Below are 20430 nucleotides of genomic sequence, written 5' to 3' on the forward strand. Positions count from 1 at the left end.
TTTTGTCTTACAAAGATAATGTAATTAAGCTATTTTTTTAAATTGCCTATAATTAAATAAAGAGTAATGCATAAACATTCAAAAATTGTAATTCTTGGAGGTCCTGGTACAGGTAAATCTTCTGTTTTACAAGAATTAGAAGATAGAGGTTACACGTGTTTTAAAGAGGTTTCTAGAGAAATTATTTTAAAAGCACAAAAAGATGGGATAGAGCAGTTATTTTTAACTAATCCCTTATTATTTAGTGAAAAGCTTTTAGAAGGAAGAATTTTTCAGTTTAATGAAGCTACTAAGGTAAATCAACCTGTTTTTATAGATAGAGGGATACCAGATATTAGTGCGTATATGGATTTTAAAAAAGAAAATTACCCATCTTCTTTTACAGAAGCAAACAAATCTTATAAATATCACCAAGCTTTTATTTTACCTATTTGGCCTGATATATACACATCTGATAATGAAAGATATGAAAGTTTAGAAGAAGCTTTTGAAATTGAAAAAAATTTAATTAAAACATATTCAGATTTAGATTATCAATTAATAGAAGTACCTAAACTAAGTGTAAAAGAACGAGCTGATTTTATCTTAAAAAACATAGAACAATAAATAGTCCTGAAGAAATATTAAAAAAATACTGGGGTTATTCTCAGTTTAGACCTTCTCAAAAAGAAGTGATATCTTACATTCTTCAGCAAGAAGATGTAATAGCGCTAATGCCTACTGGTGGTGGTAAATCTATATGTTTTCAGGTACCTGCAATGCTTACTAAAGGTATTTGTATTGTAATTTCTCCATTATTAGCGTTAATGCAAGATCAAGTTAATAATTTAATGCAACGCGGTATCCCTGCTTTAATGTTACAAAGCGGGATTAGTTATAGTGATCTAGATAAAATACTAGATAATTGTATTTACGGTAAGTACAAATTTTTATACTTGTCACCAGAAAGACTTCAACAAGAATTAGTACAGGCACGTTTAAAGTTAATGAACGTTAATTATTTAGTTGTAGATGAAGCCCATTGTATATCTGAATGGGGAAATGATTTTAGACCTGCTTATCAAAATATTATTTCTTTTAAAAATTTACACCCAAACGTAAAAACCATAGCACTTACCGCTACTGCAACAGACAGGGTTGTGAGTGATATGGTAAAATATCTAGACATACCTAATACTAAAGTTTTTAAACAAAGTTTTAAAAGAGATAACTTACATTTAATTTCTGAAAACTTTGAAGACAAAAACTACAAAATAGTTCAGTTTTTAAATAAAAATGCAGGTTCTAGTATTGTTTATGTAAGAAACAGAAGCGCTACAGAAGAACTTAGTAATTTTTTAAAATCTAACAACATCTCTGCTTCCCCATTTCACGGTGGTTTAAATAATGTACAAAAAAACAAATTACTTCAAGATTGGCTAGCAGAAAAAACAAGAGTTATGGTAGCTACCAATGCATTTGGTATGGGCATAGATAAAGCTAATGTAAGAAATGTTATACACTACCATTTACCAGAAAGTTTAGAGAGTTTTTTTCAAGAAGCTGGTAGAGCTGGTAGAGACGATAAAGCCGCAAATGCTTATCTTATTTTTAATAATTCAGATATTTTAAGACTAAAAAAACAGTTTTTAGAAACATTACCAACTGTAGAAGATGTAAAATTAGTCTACAAAAAATTAAATGCATACTTCTCTATTCCTTTTGGGGAAGGTAAAGAAGAATTGCACAATTTTAACTTTTTAGAATTTTGTAAAAACTACCAATTACACTCGGTAAAAACTTTTCAGGTTTTACAACTTTTAGATAGAGCAAGTATTCTTACATTGAAAAAAGAATACAAACAACATATAGAAATTCAATTTAAAATAAATGCAAAACAAGTAGATTATTTTGAAAGTGCTAATCCCAAATACTTTCAGTTATTACAAGTATTAACTAGAAGTTTCTCTGGTATTTTTGATCAATTTCTAGCATTAGATTTAAAAGAACTTCAATATAAAACAGGACATTCTTTAAGCGAAATAAAAATTCAGTTAAACGAGTTAAAGAATCAAGAAATATTAAATTTAAACGTTATAGATCAAGATACTTCAGTGTATTTTTTAGAACCAAGAGAAGACGATGTAACGATAAACCCATTAATACCCTACATACGTCAGCAATTTCAGAATAAAGAAAGTAAAGTAAATGCAGTTTTAAATTATATAGAAAATAATACAGATTGCAAAATGGTGCAACTTCTCTCCTACTTTGGAGAAGTGAATTTAAAAGATTGTAAAAAATGCTCTGTATGTATTTCTAAAAATAAAAAAACAAGCAACCTATCTAACAAACGCAAAATAGCACTAGAAATACTTAAAATATTAACCTACAAACCAGCTACATCTAGAGAAATTTTACAACAATTAAAATATGAAGAAATTATAGTTCTAGATATTCTTCAGCAATTATTAGATATAGATAAAGTTGAGTTAACTTCAGATAAAAAATTTAAAATAAAATGAAAGATTTAAGAATATTATTTATGGGAACTCCAGACTTTGCAGTGACCATTTTAAATAAAATTGTAGAAAGTAATTATAATGTAGTTGGTGCCGTCACCGCAGTAGATAAGCCTGCAGGAAGAGGACAAAAATTGAGAGCTTCTGCCGTAAAACAAGCTGCGCAAGACCATAAAATAGAAGTTTTACAACCCACCAATTTAAAATCTGATGAATTTCAAGAAGATTTAAAAAGGCTAAACCCTAATTTAATAATTGTAGTGGCATTTAGAATGCTACCTAAAAAAGTGTGGAATTTCCCTGAGCTAGGTACTTTTAACCTACACGCCTCTCTTTTACCACAATATAGAGGAGCCGCACCAATTAATTGGGCTATTATAAATGGAGAAGAAAAAACTGGAGTAACTACTTTTTTTATTGATGAAAAAATAGATACTGGTGAAATTATTAGCAAAGAAGAAATTGCAATAGAAGAAAAAGAAAACGCAGGCTCTTTACACGATAAACTAATGCATTTAGGAGCAAGTTTAGTTGTGGATACACTTTTACATATTCAAAAAGGTGAAATCTCTCCAAAAGTACAAACTGAAGACAAAAACTTAAAAACTGCCTATAAACTTAATAGTGAAAACACTAAAATTGATTGGAAACAACCAAGTAAAACAATTTTTAACTTAGTGAGAGGTTTGAGCCCATATCCAGTTGCTTGGACGTATTTAAAAAACGGAGACAAAGAGTTACGCTGTAAAATTTACAAAGCAGATTATATTTTAGAAAACCACGAAATAGAAATTGGTAAAGTTTCTATTGAAGAGAAAAAACTTAAAGTTGCTACTAATGATGGTTTTCTATTAATTGAAGAAATACAACTACCTGGAAAAAAGAAATTAACAACCAAAGAACTTTTAAACGGATTTACTTTAGAAGAGCAAGCAAAAATGTTGTAAACCCTTGTAAATAGTGAAGTGATTAAATTTTTTAAAAATACAAGATTGTTTTATTAACAATATCACTAAGTTATTAACAATTATCGTCATTTCATTTGCTATTGCTTGCATAGATTAGAATTCCGTATAAATTTGTAGAGGAATTCATTAAATGTTTAACCAACACTTAGTTTAAATTAAAAATTATGAACAAAACGAATTTAATTGATGCAATGGCAGAAGATGCTGGTATCTCAAAAGCAGCTGCTAAAAAAGCATTAGAATCTTTCTTAGAAAATATTGAAGGCTCTCTTAAAAAAGGAGATAGAGTTTCTCTAGTGGGGTTTGGATCTTGGTCTGTATCTAAAAGAGCCGCTCGTGAAGGTAGAAACCCACAAACAGGAAAAACTATCAAAATTGCTGCTAAAAACGTTGTAAAGTTTAAAGCTGGATCAGAATTACAAAAATCAGTTAATTAATTTTAATTAAACTGTATTTTACAAATTATAAAAAAAGCCTTTCTATTTAGAAAGGCTTTTTTTCTTGTTTTTTAATAAAATTTTATTGCATTTATAATTTTTTTAATTTAGATTTAATTCTAAACACTAGCAATTTGATATCATTACCACCAAATAAAGGCAAATTATTGGTTGCAGAACCATCTATTATAGGAGACATCTCTTTTAATAGATCTGTTGTTCTATTAGCAGATCACAATACAGAAGGCTCTATTGGTTTTATACTCAATAAGCTTTTAGATTTTAATTTATCTGAACTTGTGCCCGGTGTAGAAAAAGATTTTAAAATTTATAACGGCGGCCCTGTAGAGCAAGATAATCTATACTTTATTCATAAAGTACCAGACCTTATACCAGGCAGTATTGAAATTGATAAAGGTATTTTTTGGGGAGGCAATTTTGAAGTTGTAAAAAGCTTAATTGCCAATAATCTTATTTTTGAAGAAGATATTAAGTTTTTTTTAGGTTACTCTGGGTGGGACACTAACCAATTAGATACAGAATTAAACGCTAATGCTTGGATAGTAATTGAAAACAAAGACAATAAAAACATTCTTCAAAAAAATAGTACAGATTTTTGGAAAGTTAAAATGCAAGAATTAGGCGGAGAGTATCTTATTTGGTCTAACGCTCCAGAAAACCCTAGTTATAATTAACCTAATCTCGCAGTAGTATTTAATTTTGCTAATAATTGCTTTGCTACAGTATTTGTAAAATTCTTCTTTCTATACTTAGTAATTGGCTGTATACCTGCAATAACATTAGTTATAAATAATTCATCTGCTTTTTGAAGTTCAAATGGAGATATAGAGGTTTCTTCTAATGTAAAATCGTCTAATTTCTTTATAATTTCAATTAGTTTCTTACGCGTAATACCATTTAAACAACCATCTTTAATTGGTGCTGTTTTAATTACATTACCTTTTACTACAAATAAGTTGCCGTTTAATGCTTCTACAACACTCTTATTTTCATTAACTAAAAGACAATTATCATAATCATTTTCTTCTGCAAAAATACTTCCTAATATATTGATTTGTTTTGCGGTAGATTTTAAGGTAGCCAATAAACCACTATTTACATAATGATCTTTAAAAAGCTCTACTTCATAATTGTTTTCATTTAAAATATAGAAAGAGTTATTTAACTCATAAGTTCTTATACTATACCCTATTTCTCTAGTAGTTGGTTTGTATAAACCTCCAGACTTTCTAAAAACATTAATTTTTACTTTAACAGGTTTTTGAGATAGATTATTTTTTTCTATCAAGATTAAAATTTGTTCTTCTAGAAATTCAGGAGAAAACTCCATAGGTATCTCCATTCTCATAATACGCATAGAAGCCATTAACCTAAAGTAATGATCTTCCCAAAACATAATTTTACCATTAATTACCCTTATAGTCTCAAAAAGACCATCTCCATAATTAAAAGATCTATTATCTAAGTTAATAGTTGCTTGCTGATCTTCTAAAATATCTCCTTCAAAATTAATCATAAAAAAACCCCGTATTTAAGTAAAAACGGGGCAAATATACTAAATTAAAAAAGTCTTTTACACAGAACCTAATACTTGTTTTAAATTTGAAATCATATTTTCCCAAAGCATCTTACCCTCTTTAATTTCATCTTCATCTTCAGCAAAATCTGTAATCATTAAAGAAACATCTTTAGTAATTTCATCTACCTGTATACGTAATTCAAAAAAATAAGGATCACCTTCTTCTTCGTCTTCTAACCAACGAAGTTTAATACGTTCTCCGCTTTTTTTACTTACTAATTTTGCTTGTTCTTCACTACCTTCCCATATAAAAGTGAAAATTTCTCCTCTAGAGTTTACATTATCTGCATACCATTCGCTTAGACCTGAAGGAGTTGAAATATATTGATATAAAAGTGATGGAGAAGCTTGAATAGGAAACTCCATTTCATATTTAGACTTTGTACTCATAAATGCTTTATTTGTTGAAAGGCAATATATATATTCTTTGCCAACCCTCAAAAGAAAAATACTTATTTTATTTTTTAAAAGTTATTTGGTAGAATATAAAATAATTCTATATTTGCACCCGCAAACGGCGAGGTAGCTCAGTTGGTTAGAGCGTCGGATTCATAACCCGGAGGTCACGAGTTCAAATCTCGTTCTCGCTACTTATTAAGCGTAACATTTATTTTATTAAATGTTACGCTTTTTTTATTATATACTTTTCTTGCTCAAATTACTACAAAAATATAGACTTAAATCTTCTCTAAATAGTTAGAAAATAACCTTCCAGTTATTTTAACAAAAGCTAATGAAATTTGAAGTTAGTCAACTCACTACTATTCTACTCAAAAACATATATACACTTCTGAAATAGTTTTTTTTAGCAATTATAATTAGCGTTTTTAATTACTTATATATAAAAATGTAAAATATCATGAACTAAGCACAGTGTTAACGACCCCAACAAGTACACAATTAACATCTTCTACCTCATAGTCACTTTCTAAAGAAAAACAGCAAATTAAAAGTGAATTACTAACAGATGATATTTGTATATAATTCTTGCTGAATTACACAAACAACTCCGTTAAAAATTAATTTACCTATAGTGTAAAAAAAATCGCCAATAATTTATTGGCGATTTTTTGTTTAAGATAATTTAGTTATCATTTTTTCTATATTTAAAGTGTCTTGCTCGCCACTCTCCATATGTTTTAAGGTAAACTCCCCTGCTTCCATTTCTTTACTCCCTGCAAGTACCACATAAGGAATATTTCTTCGGTTAGCGTGGGTCATTTGTTTTTTCATTTTAGCAGCATCTGGATACACTTCTGCATTAATGCCTGCATTGCGTAAAGCTGTTACGGCTTTCATTGCATAAAGCGCTTCTGCTTCGCCAAAATTAATGAATATCACTTTTGTATTCTCTTCTACAGTTTCAGGAAAAAGATTTAATTCTTCTAGTACCAAGTAAATTCTATCCAATCCAAAAGAAACCCCAATACCACTCATATTTTTTAATCCAAAAATACCAGTAAGATCATCGTAACGACCACCGCCACCTATAGAACCCATACTTACACCTTCTGGTGCAGAGATTTCAAAAATAGCTCCTGTATAATAATTAAGACCACGCGCTAGTGTTACATCTAAATCTAACTTAGCCGTTTTAAGAGGCATTGCTTCTATAGCTTTTTGAATAAATTCAAGCTCTGCAATTCCTTTTAATCCTTCTTCAGAAGAAGCTAAAATATCTTTTAATCCGTTTATTTTAGAAGAAAAATCACCTGTTAAACTAAATATAGGATCTATTTTTTGGATAGCTTCTTCAGAAATACCCTTCTCCTTCATCTCTTTTACAACACCTTCTTTTCCTATTTTATCTAACTTATCTAGAGCAACTGTAAAATCTATAAGTTTATCACTCTCCCCTATTACTTCTGCAAAACCAGAAAGTATTTTTCTATTATTAATTTTAATGGTTACACCAGATAGCTGTAAAGCAGAAAATACCGTATCATATAGCTGTACAAATTCTACTTCTTGCCAAAGACTGTTACTCCCTACCACATCTGCATCACACTGGTAAAACTCTCTAAATCTTCCTTTTTGCGGTCTATCTGCTCTCCAAACTGGTTGAATTTGATAGCGCTTAAACGGGAATTCTACTTCATTTTGATGTTGCACTACATAACGTGCAAATGGTACTGTTAAATCGTAACGTAGAGCTTTTTCAGATATTTTAGGAGTTAAAGAGTTAGAAGATATATAAGGAAAAGTGGTATCAGTTATCACTCCGTTAATTCTAGAAACAACATCTTCTTCTGATAAAGGGAATGTTATAAAATCAATCAAATTATCTAGAAGCTTTCTATCTGAATTAATGATTTTTAGTTCTGAAGGCTCTAAAGTTTCTTTAAAATCTACAGCGTCATTATTTTCAATTAGATATGATTTTAATGATTTATAAATTTTAAAAACTATTTTACGGAATTCTTCCCTTTCTTGAAGAAGGTTATCTAAGATATTATTTTTCAGGTAACCTCCACTATTTAATATTTTAAAAATTAAACGATCACCTTCTTCTCCATATTTTCCCATTAAAGTACTAGAATTTTCAAAACTCGGAGTTTCAATAGGCTGAAATCCAAAATGTTGAAAATTCTTTTTTATGGTTGAAATAATATAATTTCGTTTATTAACTTCTTCAGGAGAAAAATCTCTGGTTCCTTTTGGTATTGTTGGTTTTTGTGCCATAACTTAGTTTGAAATGACAAAGATAAATAAAGAAAATACAATTAATAAGTAACTTTTAGCCTTCTAAGTAGTCTTATAACTAAATAGTAAATTAAAATATGTTTTCACTAGCCAAAGAGAATATAAAAATTGCTTTAGATAGCATTAGAAGTCAATTACTTAGAACTATCTTAACGGTAATTATTATTACTATAGGGATTACAGCATTAGTAGGTATTTTAAGTGCAATAAACGCTTTAGAAAATACTATTTCTTCAGATTTTGCTTCTATGGGAGCAAATACTTTTAATTTACAACAGTACGATTTTAATTTACAGACTCGAGGACGCGGTAAAAGAGAAAAGATAAACCCTGTAATTACTTATAGAGATGCTAAAGAGTTTAAAGATAAATACCTTTACCCTTACACTAAAACGTCTATATCATTTACAGGTACATCTGCTGCAGAAATTAAATACCAAGCAAACAAAACAGATCCCGAAGCAAGTGTATTAGGAGTGAATGAAAATTTTATGAATAACTCTGGTCTAGTTATAGAGTCTGGTAGAGATTTTTCTTATTTTGATATAGAAAACAATATAAATGTATGTATTCTAGGGGCAGACTTTGTGAGCGGTTTATTTAACGGAATAAGCCCTATAAACAAAACTATAAGTGTTAGAGGAGCTAAATTTAAGGTAATTGGGGTATTAGAAAGTAAAGGTTCTACTTTTGGTAATAATGAAGATTTACGTGTATTTATACCTATACAAACTGCTAGATCTATTTTTAATCAAGCTAACATTAACTACAATATTAGTGTAATGGTAGAAGACAAACAGATGATTGAAGGAGCTGAAGATGAAGCTACCATTACCTTTAGAAATATAAGAAAACTAAATCCGCGAGAAGAAAACAACTTTGGAATTGTTAGAAGTGACAGTTTAATAAACCAGATTTTAAAAATTACAGGCTATTTAAATTTAGCAGCTATAATTATATCGTTTATTACCATTTTAGGTTCTTCTATTGCTTTAATGAATATAATGCTTGTATCTGTTACAGAAAGAACACGTGAGATTGGTGTAAGAAAAGCATTAGGCGCAAAGAAAAATACAATTGCTTTTCAGTTTTTTGCAGAGACTATTATAATTGGGCAGTTAGGCGGTATATGCGGAATAATATTTGGAATGTTAATTGGGCTTTTAGTAGCTTCTGTAGCCAATTTAACTTTTACCATACCTTGGTTAGCTATCGGGATTGCTACTAGTGTATCTTTAATAATTGCTATTATATCTGGGTTATTCCCAGCTATTAAAGCTGCTAGACAAAACCCTATAGAATCTTTAAGATATGAGTAGTTGTTTCCAACTACTCATCTGTATCTACTAATTTTTCAAAATATCTAAATAATTCTCCTTTGGTAATATTAGCACCTTGCTTTATTAGAGCAAAAATATCTTTGTTTCTGTCTTCAGAAATTATTTTAGTAGAAGTATAAATTTGAACAGCTTCATTTAATAAATTATCTTGTAACCAACGGTAACCATCTCTGGTTCTAATATCTACTGTTTCGTTATCTACTTTTATACCAACAAGCGTCATTTTTACTTCTCCAATTTCAAATAAAAACAATTGTTGTTTAGAGAAATGCTCTAAGTACTTAGCTTTTTGCAAAACCCCTTCCCATACTAAATCACTGAAAATATCTAATTCTTCTTCAGCTACTTCAGGTTTATTTTTTTTAATTTCTGCCCACTCATCTGCGGTGATAGATTGAGTAGCTAAAAAATTTATAAATTCTTGATTTAACTCTTCAAACTGCTCTTTAGTTAATCTAGTATATTTCATAAAAAAGTAATTTTTAGTTACAAAAAAACCTACCCTTTTGGGGTAGGTTATATATTTTAAAAAGAAGTGATTAAGCTTCTCCTACAACATCAAAAGTAAGGCTAGCAATTACTTCTCTATGAAAACGAAGTTTAGCTTCATACTGACCTAATCTTTTAATATTACCTCCAAAAATAGAGATATATTTTTTATCAATATCTACACCTTCTTTAGCAAGTGCTTCATTTAGATTAGCAGTAGTGATACTTCCAAAAAGTTTATCACCAGCTCCAGACTTAGCAGTAATTTTAAGGTCTAAACCATTAACTTTATCAGCTAATTTCTGTGCTTCTTCTATGTTCTTTTTCTCTTTATATGCTCTTTGCTTAAGCGTCTCTTCCAACATTTTTTTAGCTGAAGGAGTTGCTAATTCTGCAAAACCATGAGGGATTAAATAATTTCTACCGTAACCATTTTTAACAGTCACAACATCATCAATAAACCCTAAATTATCTACGTCTTTCTTTAATATTAATTCCATAATGTCGTTTCTTTTATTTTAATAAATCACCAACGTATGGCATTAAGGCTAAATGACGCGCACGTTTTACTGCTACGGCAACTTTTCTTTGGTATTTTAAAGAAGTTCCTGTTAATCTACGTGGCAAAATTTTACCTTGTTCGTTTACAAATGCCATTAAAAAATCAGGATCTTTATAATCAATATACTTAATACCAGATCTTTTGAAACGACAATATCTCTTCTTCTTAGAAGTTTCTATGTTAAGCGGAGTTAAATATCTAATCTCTCCGTCTTTCTTTCCTTTAGCTTGTTGTTCTATAGATGACATAACTTACGCTTTTTCTTTGTTTCGTTTAACTCTCTTTTCTGCCCAAGCAACTGCATGTTTATCTAAAGATACAGTTAAATATCTCATCATACGCTCTTCACGTCTGAATAATAACTCTAACTGATCAATAACTTCACCTTCTACTTGGTACTCAAATAAGTGATAAAATCCACTCTTTTTGTGCTGAATTGGGTAAGCTAATTTTTTTAAGCCCCAATCTTCTTTGTTTACCATCTTTGCACCTTTCGAGTCAAGAAAATCTACGTATTTCTTAACTGTCTCCTTTACCTGGTCATCAGATAAAACGGGATTCAAGATGAAAACAGTTTCATAATGATTCATAATATACTATTTAAATTAAATTGCGTGCAAAAATAGTACTTTTTTTGTACTTGACAATCTTTTTCTTATAATTAATTAAGATCTAAAAACTATTCAGAAAATAATTTGCTGAAAAAATTAATTATTCGTAAAATTGTTTTATACTTTTATTACCAATGACTCAAATTAAGCTTAAATGTATTGTTGTAGATGATTCTACTCTGCAAAGATTATCTATAACAAAAATGGTTAAAGATCATCCTAATTTAATATTGGTTGCTGAGTACAACAATGCTTTAGACACTAAAAGAGGTCTGGAAAACACAAAGGTAGATCTTATTTTTTTAGATATAGAAATGCCTATTCTTTCTGGTTTTGATTTATTAGATAACTTAAAAGAAAAACCTGAAATTATCTTTGTTACAGGTAAAACTCAATACGCTTTTCAAGCTTTTAACTACCAAGCAGTAGATTATTTACAAAAACCTATTGCTAAGGAAAGATTTGACATTGCTGTAAAAAAAGCTTTAGACTTTCATTTATTAAAGAATGAAGCGTTAAGCGCTACAGATGAAAACTATATTTTTATTAAAAGTAATTTAAAAAAGCATAAATTATTTTTAGATAAAGTAAAGTATGTAGAAGCTTTTGGTGATTATGTAAAAGTTGTTACAGACGATGAAACTTATACTGTTTTATCTACTATGAAAGGATTTGCTGACAATCTTCCTAAATCTCAATTTTTAAGAGTACACAAATCTTACATCGTTAATTTATTCAGGATTAAAAATTACAGTAGTAAAGTTGTATTTTTAAAAGATAAAGAAATTCCGTTAAGTAGAACTAGAAAGAAAGATTTAGAAACTAGCTTAGAAGGTATCCCGTCTTAATTAATAAGGATCTACATTTATTATTACCCTTATCTTTCTATATATAGCAATAGACTCATAACTCTTTAAAACTCTTTGTATATAATCTTTGGTTTTCACTATAGAGTTTTTAGGCGGAATCTTTAGCATAATATTTTTATAATATTCATTTCTAATTCTTGCCACAGGAGGAAACTCTGGCCCTAAAACGTGTGGATGAAAAGCTTGTGAAAGCGCTTTTGCTAACCAAGCTGCTGCATCGTTTAACGTATTGTAATCTTTACCTTTTAATGTGAGCTTTATAAGTCTATAATATGGAGGATATTTAAAATTGTATCTGTCTTCCATTTGCTCTTCGTACATTTTAACATAATTGTTAGTAGATACTTGCTGAAGTATTTGGTGGTATGGGTTATAGGTTTGAATTAACACTTTACCTCTATCTTTAGTTCTTCCTGCTCTACCTGCTACCTGTAATAGTAATTGAAAACTTCTCTCGTGAGCTCTAAAATCTGGAAAATTTAATAACCCGTCTGCATTCATCACTCCTACTAAATCTACATTTCTAAAATCTAAACCCTTAGTAAGCATTTGAGTACCTACTAAAATATCTATCTGTCGTTGCTCAAACGCATTAATTATTTTCTCATAACCATATTTACCTCGGGTAGTATCTAAATCCATACGTCCCGTATTATGATTAGGGAATAAAGCTGCTAATTCTGTTTCTACTTGTTCTGTACCAAAACCTTTGGTAGATAAATCTGCACTCCCACAAGCTATACACTGTTTTTGCATTGCCATAAAATAACCACAATAATGACACCTTAGAGAGTTATTATGCTGATGGTAAGTTAAACTTACATCGCAATTAGGACATTGTGGAGAGTTGCCACACGTACCACACTCTAAAATTGGAGAAAAGCCTCTTCTATTTTGAAACAAGATAACCTGCTTACCTTCTGCCAGGGTTTCTCTCATTTCTTCTAAAAGTCTATCTGAAAAATGCCCTGTCATTTTCTTTTTTTTGTGCTTATCTTTAATATCTACCAACTCAATAATTGGTGGTAACACATTACCATATCGTTTTTTAAGCTCTACCAATTTATATTTATGAGACTTTGTATTATGGTAACTTTCTAAACTTGGTGTGGCAGAACCGAGTAACAATTTACTTTTAAAAAAAGAAGCTAAAACCACAGAAGCATCTCTGGCTTGATATCTTGGTGCTGGATCATGTTGTTTAAAAGTAGCCTCATGAGACTCGTCCACTACTATTAATCCTAAATTTTGAAATGGTAAAAAAATAGAAGATCTGGCCCCAATCACTATTTTGCCTTTAGTATTATGTAAAACGTGATTATAAACCTCTACCCTTTCATTAACAGAGTATTTACTGTGATAAATTAATACCTGATCTCCAAAATATTTTTGAAGTCTTCCTATGAGTTGGGTAGTTAAGGCTATTTCTGGAAGTAAGTATAATACCTGCTTCCCCTCTTTAACTGTTTCTTCAATAAGCTTAATGTAAATTTCAGTTTTACCAGAAGAAGTAACTCCGTGAAGAAGAGTAACCTCATTATTATTAAAATGATTTTTAATCTCTAGATAAGCCTGTTGCTGATCTTCGTTTAACTGCATCTCTACATCAGCAATCTTTCCATCAAAATTTACTCTATCTTTTTGTAGATGGTATTGTTCTAAAACACCTTTATCTATTAAAGATTTAATGGTTGATGCAGATGCTTTGCTTTCTTTAAGTAATAGCTTTTTCTCTATAGGCTTTTTATATTTTGCTTCTAAAGAGAATAACATTAAAATTACTTCTCGTTGCTTGGGAGCGTTGCTTAAATTTTCTAGTAAAGCATTTAATTTTTGTTCTTGTTTATACTCAGAAGAAAGTTTTAAATAGCTTATTAATTTAGGCTTGTACTGTTTATATAGTTCTTGATTAACTATAATAGCATTTTTACTTACCAATTTATTAATAACAGGAAGCACCGTTTTTTTTCCTAAAATCTGCATTACTTCTTGTATTTTTAGTAATGATTGATTTTGAAGTGCTTCTACAATTAAATATTCTTCATCAGTTAAAATTACCTCTTCAAGGTTATTTTCTTTATTTAACTCTATTACGGTTTCACTTTCTAACAAAAATGCACTAGGTAAAGCTGCTTTTAAAACATCTCCTTCTGCACACATATAATAAGATGCTATCCAAGACCAAAACTTTAATTGATGACTTGTTACACTAGGCTGTGTATCTAATATTTCTTCAATTAATTTAGCATCATATTGTGTAGGCTTTGTATTATGAATTTTTGCCACTATACCTGTATATACTTTTGTTTTACCAAAAGGAACAGCCACTCTCATACCTGGTTGTAAGATAGAGATATCTTTATCATCTATTTGATATGTAAAATGTTTCGGTAAGTATAATGGTAAAATAACGTCAGCAAACTTATCCATAAAGAAGCTTTAATTTGTATAATTAGTAGCAAAAGTTGTAACAAATGTAAAACTTAATTATAAAAAAAGCGCTTGATTAATCAAGCGCTTTTTTTTAAGGGAACCTTTGCCATTGTACAGTTTTATAGAATATACCTATATACCCTCTTACATTTAATAAGTTAGGGTTGTCTTTATCTAACCACATTTTAGAACGATACACCTTACCATCGTCTGGATTTGTAATTGTACCATTAATATATGTATGCCCTTCTTTTGTAAAATGCTTCATTAAAACTAAACCTTCTATTTTTTTATTTTTGTCTTGCCCTTTACATTTAGTGCAAAGTTTAGTTCTTTTTTCTTCGTTTAAAATACGGATTACTTTTCCGTAGAGTTTATTATTCTCTTGGTATATTTTTACAATAGATTTAGCTTCTCCTGTTTCTTTTTCTATAACCTGCCATTCTCCGGTAATTTCTTGTGAAATCACGAAAAAAGGAAACAGCATAAAAACAACAAGCACCCATTTTAAACGCATACATAGTAATTATTTACCTAACATTGCATCTTTTAGATCGTCATCTGCAGGCTTATTAGATAACCAAATACCAAATAATGCTTTTTTAAAATCCATACCTTCAATGGTGCCTTTTTCTTTTCCATTTTTATAAGCAACTACACCTTTACCTGGTTGGTAGGTAATATCAAAAATATCTCCTTTAGTAATTTCTTCATTAAAAAAAGAAATAAACTTCTTGATTCTAGAATCTATAGCAGAAGTATTTCCGTTAGTTGCGTTTTCAAACCCTTCTTCTACCGCATCAATCATTTTATCACTACTAATTAGTTTAGAAACAATATGTAATTTTATGGACATGGGTTTATCTGCACTTACAATCTCTTGTGCATTTTTAGATGGTTTTTCTAGATACAAACCTGCTGCATATAGATCTATCCAAAGTTTTTCTCTAACGCCAGCTCCGTTTAACTTTACGTTAATTTCTCCAAAAGTTTCTGCTGCTGGTAAGGTTACTCCGCCTACTTTTTTTTGTGCTTGCGTAAATCCAACCACAAACAAAATCATAATAATTGATGTTATTTTTTTCATATTCGTAAATTTTAGACCCTTAAAATATTAAAAATTTTGTTTTAATCGGTTAATTGAAGCATTTAATTCAAAACCTAACAATAAAATATTTGCATTTAGCCATATATATACCATCATAATTAGCAGTGCTCCAATAGAACCATACAACTTATTATAAGTACTAAAGTTTTCAATATAAATAGAAAATAAAAATGTAGTTACCATAATTAATATGGTAGTAAATACAGCTCCGACAGAAAAGTACCTAGATTTTCTACCCTCTTTAGTACCAAAGTAATACAATGTTGCTACTGCATTGTAAATAAGTAATATAAAAATAAGATATCTCCCTATTTGTGCCCAAATTAAATTATCTGAGAATATCCCCATAGATTTTAGATTTTCTATGATATAGGTTAAATACACAAATACAATTACAGCTATTAACAACATTAGTGCTATAATTATAGAAGTACCTAATGCAACAAAATATTGTCTAATTATAGATCTATTAATGGTGGTGTGGTAAGAAAACTCAAAACCTGTAAAAATTGCATTTATACCGTTGCTCATTAAAAAAATAGATAAAATAAATACAAAAGACAAAAGTCCTGCTCTTGGAGTGTTTACAATATCTGCAAAGACATCATTAAAAAAACCAGAAGTTTGTGGTGGTAAAAGCGTATCCATAAAAGCTAAAACCTCCAATTGAAAATCATCTATAAACCATACGTAAGGTATAAGATTAAGAATAAACAGTAAAAAAGGAAAGATAGCCATAAAAAAGCTAAAAGCTATAGATCCTGCTCGAGTAGAAAAAGTCCCTTTAATAATCCCTACAGAATATATTTCCCATAAATCATAAAGAGACAAACCCTCTAAACCTGGTAAAATTACTTTTTTAGCTTGCCTAACAAACCAACTAAGTATTGGTATTTTTTTTAGTGTATTTTCTACTTCTTCAGACATTTATACTGCCTTTAAACTCAAATCTAAATTATAAACAGAGTGCGTTAACGCCCCACTAGAAATAAAATCTACTCCACAATCTGCATATTTCTTAGCAGTTTCTAGAGTAATACCTCCACTAGATTCTGTTTGACATTTATCTCCAATCATTTGTACTGCTTTTCTAGTATCTTCATAATTAAAGTTATCAATTAAAATTCTATGTACACCTGTATTACTTAAAATTTCTTCAATTTCTTGAAGATCTCTTGCTTCTACAATTATTTTTAAATCTAAGTTGTTTTCTTTTAAATATGCTTTTGTTTTATCTATTGCCATAGTAATACCGCCTGCAAAATCTATATGATTATCTTTTAGCATCACCATATCATATAATGCAAACCTGTGATTTTCTCCTCCTCCAATTTTCACCGCCCATTTTTCTAAAGCTCTTATACCAGGAGTTGTTTTACGAGTATCTAAAATTTTGGTATTGGTACCTCTCAATAATTTGGCAAATTCGTGAGTTTTTGTTGCAATAGCGCTCATACGTTGCATTGCATTTAAAACCAATCTTTCTGCTTTTAATATTGATTGACTATTACCAGACACATAAAGTACAATATCTCCATTTACAATTTGCTCACCATCGTTAATAAATTTCTCGATAACTAAATTAGGGTCTACATATTGAAAAACTTGACAAGCAAAGTTTACTCCAGCTACAATACCATTATCTTTCACTAATAATTTTGCCTTTCCGGTAGCATAACCAGGTATGCAAGCCAAAGAACTATGGTCACCATCACCTACATCTTCTCTAATGGCATTTTTTATAATGATATCTATTTCTTTCTTAAATTGTTCTTGTGTAATCATAATTCAGGTTATTTTTGCTAATGTAACAAAGTAATTGCTAACTGTAAAGATGACTATTAAATTACTAGCTATAGGAAAAACAGACGATAAAGATTTACAAAAGCTTATAGATCAATATTTCAATAGGTTGAAGCACTACTGTAAATTTGAAATTGAAATAATTCCTGACATAAAAAAAACAAAGAAACTAGATGAAAATCTTCAGAAAATAAAAGAAGGAGAATTAATTTTAGCCAAAACTAATACATCAGACTTATTAGTTTTATTAGATGAGAATGGGAAAAACTTCACCTCTATAGGTTACTCTAAATGGCTTCAAAAACAAATGAATACCGGCATGAAACAACTTATTTTTGTAATTGGTGGTCCATATGGCTTTTCTGAAGAAGTATATAAACGTGCTAATCAAAAAATATCATTATCTAGCATGACGTTTTCTCACCAAATGGTACGTCTATTTTTTACAGAGCAATTATACCGTGCTTTTACCATATTAAAAAACGAACCATACCACCACCAATAAAAAAATGAACTATGAAACTTGTATTTGCTACACACAACAAAAATAAATTTAAAGAAATTGAAAGTCTATTACCTAAACACATCACATTACTTTCTCTAGATGATATTGGCTGCACAGAAGATATTGAAGAAAACGCCACTACTATTGAAGGGAATGCACTAATTAAAGCTCAATACGTAAAAGAAAATTATAACTACGACTGTTTTGCAGATGATACAGGTTTAGAAATTGAAGAATTAGGCGGTGAACCTGGTGTATACTCAGCAAGATACGCAGGAGAAGATAAAAGTAGTGATGCAAATATTAACAAAGTACTAGAAAAATTAGAAAGTAAAAGTAATCGCAAAGCACAATTTAAAACTGTGATTGCTTTAACACTAAACAAAGAAGAACAACTTTTTACAGGAATTTGCTCTGGGGAAATAACCAAAAACAGAAAAGGAACCGAAGGTTTTGGCTATGATCCCATTTTTCAACCAGAAGGCTATAGCATCACTTTTGCAGAGATGACATTATCTGAAAAAAGTACTATTAGCCACAGAGCCAGAGCCTTTAATCAACTAACAGAATATTTAGCTAAATAAAAAATATTTTATTACTTAACTATTTATAGCAGAAGCTGTAAAGGAATCATTACCTTTGCAGCTTATTTTATTTTTTATATGAACAAATTTGAACAATTAGGGCTTAATGCCGAAATCGTGAATGCTGTTAATGATATGGGGTTTGAATCTCCTAGTGCCGTCCAAGAGCAAGCGATACCAATTTTATTACAAAACGAAACAGATCTGGTTGCTTTAGCACAAACTGGTACAGGAAAAACCGCAGCATTTGGATTTCCACTAATTCAAAAAATAAATGCAAGTAGTAAAAAAACTCAAGGGTTAATTTTATCACCAACTAGAGAGTTGTGCTTACAAATTACCAACGAATTAAAAAATTACTCTAAATACATTAAGCAACTAAATACAGTTGCAATTTATGGAGGGTCTAGTATTACAGACCAAGAGCGCCAAATAAAAAGAGGAGCTCAAATTATAGTTGCTACTCCAGGACGTATGAAAGATATGGTAGGAAGAGGAATGATTGACATTTCTGAAATTAACTACTGTGTTTTAGATGAAGCAGATGAAATGCTAAATATGGGATTTTTTGAAGATATTACAGATATCTTATCTCATACCCCTAAAGAAAAGAAAACATGGCTTTTTAGTGCTACTATGCCAAAAGAAGTAGCAGTAATTGCTAAAAAATTCATGAAAGAACCTCAAGAAATTACAGTAGGTTCTAAAAATGAAGGATCTAAAAACGTTTCTCACGAGTATTATATTACTTCTGGTAGAGATCGCTACCAAGCATTAAAAAGATTAGCAGATGCAAACCCAGATATCTTTTCTGTAATTTTCTGTAGAACCAAACGTGATACACAAAAAGTAGCAGAAAGATTAATTGAAGATGGGTATAGCGCTGGTGCTATTCACGGAGATTTAAGTCAAAATCAACGTGATTTAGTAATGAAGAGTTTTAGATCTCGCCAAATACAAATGCTTGTAGCAACAGATGTTGCTGCCCGTGGTATTGATGTAGATGATATTACGCACGTAATAAACTACCAATTACCAGATGAAATAGAAACTTACACTCACCGTAGTGGTCGTACTGGTCGTGCAGGTAAAAGTGGTGTTTCTATGGTTATTGTTTCTAGAAGCGAGGTTAGAAAAATTAAAGGTATAGAAAGAATTATAAAACAATCTTTTGAACAAAAAGATATACCTAGTGGTGAAGAAATTTGTCAAGTACAACTGTTTCACCTAGCTAACAGTATTAAAGATACTACTATCAATACAGAGATTGATAAATTTTTACCTCAATTAGAAGAAATTTTAAAAGACTCTTCTAAAGAAGAACTAATTAAAAAATTCTTCTCTGTAGAATTTACAAGATTCTTCAATTACTACAAAAACGCTTCAGACTTAAATAGCAAAGCTAAAAACGATAGTTTTAGTGATGATGGAGACTCTACAAGATACTTTATTAATATTGGATCTAAAGATGGGTTTGACTGGATGTCTTTAAAAGACTTCTTAAAAGAGCACCTAGACTTAGGTAGAGATGCTGTATCTAGAGTAGATGTAAAAGATAGTTTCTCTTTCTTTAATACAGACACAGCAGAAAAAGACAAAGTACTAGCTGCGTTTGAAAACTACCAACACGAAGGTAGAAATGTAAATGTAGAAGAAACAAAAAGCCAAGGCGGTGGTGGTAGAAACCGTAAAGGCAGAAGCGGTGGCGGTAAAAGCGGTGGCCGTAGAAATAATAATTTTAAAAGAAGTAGTAGTAGCTCATCAGATGGAGGAAGAAGATCTTCTTCTAGAAGAGGAAGCTCTGAGAGCAGTGGTGGCGGAAGAAAATCTAACATCAAAAGCTCTATAAGTAGAAGAAGAAATAAAAATTCTTAATAGAATTGTAATTTTTAGCATTTAATGAAGTCTATTGATTAA

General features: G+C 30.1%; 22 protein-coding genes and 1 tRNA gene. 11 read left to right on the top strand and 12 right to left on the bottom strand.

The genetic code is table 11. From position 1 onward, the window contains the following. Window positions 1-66 precede the first annotated feature (66 nt). The 5 genes from BUC03_RS06930 (at window position 67) to BUC03_RS06950 (ending at window position 4601) form a co-directional block, all read left to right on the top strand. Window positions 67-606 carry an AAA family ATPase gene (locus BUC03_RS06930; RefSeq protein ID WP_073149665.1) on the top strand — a complete coding sequence of 180 codons (540 nt, stop codon included), beginning with the start codon at window positions 67-69 and terminating at the stop codon, window positions 604-606. A 14-nt stretch (window positions 607-620) separates the two neighbouring features. Continuing rightward, window positions 621-2504, top strand: coding sequence for a RecQ family ATP-dependent DNA helicase (locus BUC03_RS06935; protein WP_262493969.1), 1884 nt, complete (start codon window positions 621-623; stop codon window positions 2502-2504). Beyond that, a complete protein-coding gene (gene fmt / locus BUC03_RS06940; RefSeq protein WP_073149667.1) occupies window positions 2501-3448 on the top strand; it encodes a methionyl-tRNA formyltransferase in 948 nt (315 codons plus the stop codon). Before BUC03_RS06935 ends, fmt begins: the two co-directional genes overlap by 4 nt. A 185-nt stretch (window positions 3449-3633) precedes the next feature. Beyond that, the gene (locus BUC03_RS06945; RefSeq protein WP_073149669.1) at window positions 3634-3906 is read left to right on the top strand and encodes an HU family DNA-binding protein; all 273 of its coding nucleotides are present in this window, start codon (window positions 3634-3636) and stop codon (window positions 3904-3906) included. A 134-nt stretch (window positions 3907-4040) separates the two neighbouring features. Next, window positions 4041-4601, top strand: coding sequence for a YqgE/AlgH family protein (locus tag BUC03_RS06950; RefSeq protein WP_073149671.1), 561 nt, complete (start codon window positions 4041-4043; stop codon window positions 4599-4601). Here BUC03_RS06950 and BUC03_RS06955 read toward each other — a convergent pair. Together BUC03_RS06955 and BUC03_RS06960 are read right to left on the bottom strand one after the other, a co-directional pair. After that, window positions 4598-5443: an aminotransferase class IV gene (locus tag BUC03_RS06955; RefSeq protein WP_073149673.1), complete on the bottom strand. Its 846-nt coding sequence runs from the start codon at window positions 5441-5443 to the stop codon at window positions 4598-4600. The genes BUC03_RS06950 and BUC03_RS06955 overlap by 4 nt on opposite strands. Window positions 5444-5500: 57 nt before the next feature. Continuing rightward, window positions 5501-5896, bottom strand: coding sequence for an START-like domain-containing protein (locus tag BUC03_RS06960; RefSeq protein WP_073149675.1), 396 nt, complete (start codon window positions 5894-5896; stop codon window positions 5501-5503). A 126-nt stretch (window positions 5897-6022) separates the two neighbouring features. Between BUC03_RS06960 and BUC03_RS06965 the strand changes: the two genes are divergently transcribed. After that, window positions 6023-6096, top strand: a tRNA-Met gene (locus BUC03_RS06965). 484 nt (window positions 6097-6580) lie between these two features. Here BUC03_RS06965 and hisS read toward each other — a convergent pair. Then, the gene (gene hisS, locus BUC03_RS06970) at window positions 6581-8188 is read right to left on the bottom strand and encodes a histidine--tRNA ligase (protein WP_073149677.1); all 1608 of its coding nucleotides are present in this window, start codon (window positions 8186-8188) and stop codon (window positions 6581-6583) included. Between the two features lie 98 nt (window positions 8189-8286). Between hisS and BUC03_RS06975 the strand changes: the two genes are divergently transcribed. Then, window positions 8287-9528, top strand: coding sequence for an ABC transporter permease (locus tag BUC03_RS06975; RefSeq protein ID WP_073149679.1), 1242 nt, complete (start codon window positions 8287-8289; stop codon window positions 9526-9528). 10 nt (window positions 9529-9538) lie between these two features. Here the strand turns inward: BUC03_RS06975 and BUC03_RS06980 are convergent, their stop codons facing one another. The 4 genes from BUC03_RS06980 to rpsF form a co-directional block, all read right to left on the bottom strand. Next, window positions 9539-10018 carry a DUF6495 family protein gene (locus BUC03_RS06980; protein ID WP_073149681.1) on the bottom strand — a complete coding sequence of 160 codons (480 nt, stop codon included), beginning with the start codon at window positions 10016-10018 and terminating at the stop codon, window positions 9539-9541. 70 nt (window positions 10019-10088) lie between these two features. Next, complete coding sequence (gene rplI, locus BUC03_RS06985) at window positions 10089-10538, bottom strand: 50S ribosomal protein L9 (protein ID WP_073149683.1); 450 nt, start codon at window positions 10536-10538, stop codon at window positions 10089-10091. A 13-nt stretch (window positions 10539-10551) separates the two neighbouring features. Next, on the bottom strand, window positions 10552-10848 hold the full coding sequence (gene rpsR / locus BUC03_RS06990; RefSeq protein WP_073149685.1) for a 30S ribosomal protein S18: 297 nt from the start codon (window positions 10846-10848) through the stop codon (window positions 10552-10554). A 3-nt stretch (window positions 10849-10851) separates the two neighbouring features. Continuing rightward, complete coding sequence (rpsF, locus tag BUC03_RS06995) at window positions 10852-11190, bottom strand: 30S ribosomal protein S6 (protein WP_073149687.1); 339 nt, start codon at window positions 11188-11190, stop codon at window positions 10852-10854. Window positions 11191-11345: 155 nt separating this feature from the next. Between rpsF and BUC03_RS07000 the strand changes: the two genes are divergently transcribed. Continuing rightward, window positions 11346-12059: a LytR/AlgR family response regulator transcription factor gene (locus BUC03_RS07000; protein WP_073149689.1), complete on the top strand. Its 714-nt coding sequence runs from the start codon at window positions 11346-11348 to the stop codon at window positions 12057-12059. Here BUC03_RS07000 and priA read toward each other — a convergent pair whose 3' ends face one another. The 5 genes from priA to nadC all read right to left on the bottom strand — a co-directional run bounded on the left by priA (window position 12060) and on the right by nadC (window position 17406). After that, window positions 12060-14510: a replication restart helicase PriA gene (gene priA / locus BUC03_RS07005; protein WP_073149691.1), complete on the bottom strand. Its 2451-nt coding sequence runs from the start codon at window positions 14508-14510 to the stop codon at window positions 12060-12062. It lies immediately after the preceding gene. A gap of 94 nt (window positions 14511-14604) precedes the next feature. Next, entirely contained in the window at window positions 14605-15030 is a 426-nt protein-coding gene (locus tag BUC03_RS07010; protein WP_073149693.1) for a DUF2147 domain-containing protein, read from the bottom strand. Between the two features lie 9 nt (window positions 15031-15039). Then, window positions 15040-15600: a chalcone isomerase family protein gene (locus BUC03_RS07015; RefSeq protein ID WP_073149695.1), complete on the bottom strand. Its 561-nt coding sequence runs from the start codon at window positions 15598-15600 to the stop codon at window positions 15040-15042. 27 nt (window positions 15601-15627) lie between these two features. Next, window positions 15628-16548 carry a YihY/virulence factor BrkB family protein gene (locus BUC03_RS07020; RefSeq protein ID WP_073149697.1) on the bottom strand — a complete coding sequence of 307 codons (921 nt, stop codon included), beginning with the start codon at window positions 16546-16548 and terminating at the stop codon, window positions 15628-15630. Beyond that, window positions 16549-17406 (bottom strand): carboxylating nicotinate-nucleotide diphosphorylase, encoded by an 858-nt coding sequence (gene nadC / locus BUC03_RS07025; protein WP_073149699.1) that lies wholly within the window; start codon window positions 17404-17406, stop codon window positions 16549-16551. Between the two features lie 49 nt (window positions 17407-17455). On the opposite strand from nadC, the gene rlmH reads away from it, so the two are divergent. The 3 genes from rlmH (at window position 17456) to BUC03_RS07040 (ending at window position 20388) form a co-directional block, all read left to right on the top strand. Next, entirely contained in the window at window positions 17456-17929 is a 474-nt protein-coding gene (gene rlmH / locus BUC03_RS07030) for a 23S rRNA (pseudouridine(1915)-N(3))-methyltransferase RlmH (RefSeq protein ID WP_073149701.1), read from the top strand. An 11-nt stretch (window positions 17930-17940) separates the two neighbouring features. Continuing rightward, window positions 17941-18513, top strand: a complete 573-nt coding sequence (locus BUC03_RS07035; protein WP_073149703.1) for a non-canonical purine NTP diphosphatase — start codon at window positions 17941-17943, stop codon at window positions 18511-18513. A gap of 78 nt (window positions 18514-18591) precedes the next feature. After that, window positions 18592-20388: a DEAD/DEAH box helicase gene (locus tag BUC03_RS07040; RefSeq protein WP_073149705.1), complete on the top strand. Its 1797-nt coding sequence runs from the start codon at window positions 18592-18594 to the stop codon at window positions 20386-20388. Window positions 20389-20430 lie beyond the last annotated feature (42 nt).

Origin of the sequence: Mesonia phycicola, from assembly GCF_900141885.1 — a bacterium.
Lineage (GTDB): Bacteria > Bacteroidota > Bacteroidia > Flavobacteriales > Flavobacteriaceae > Mesonia > Mesonia phycicola.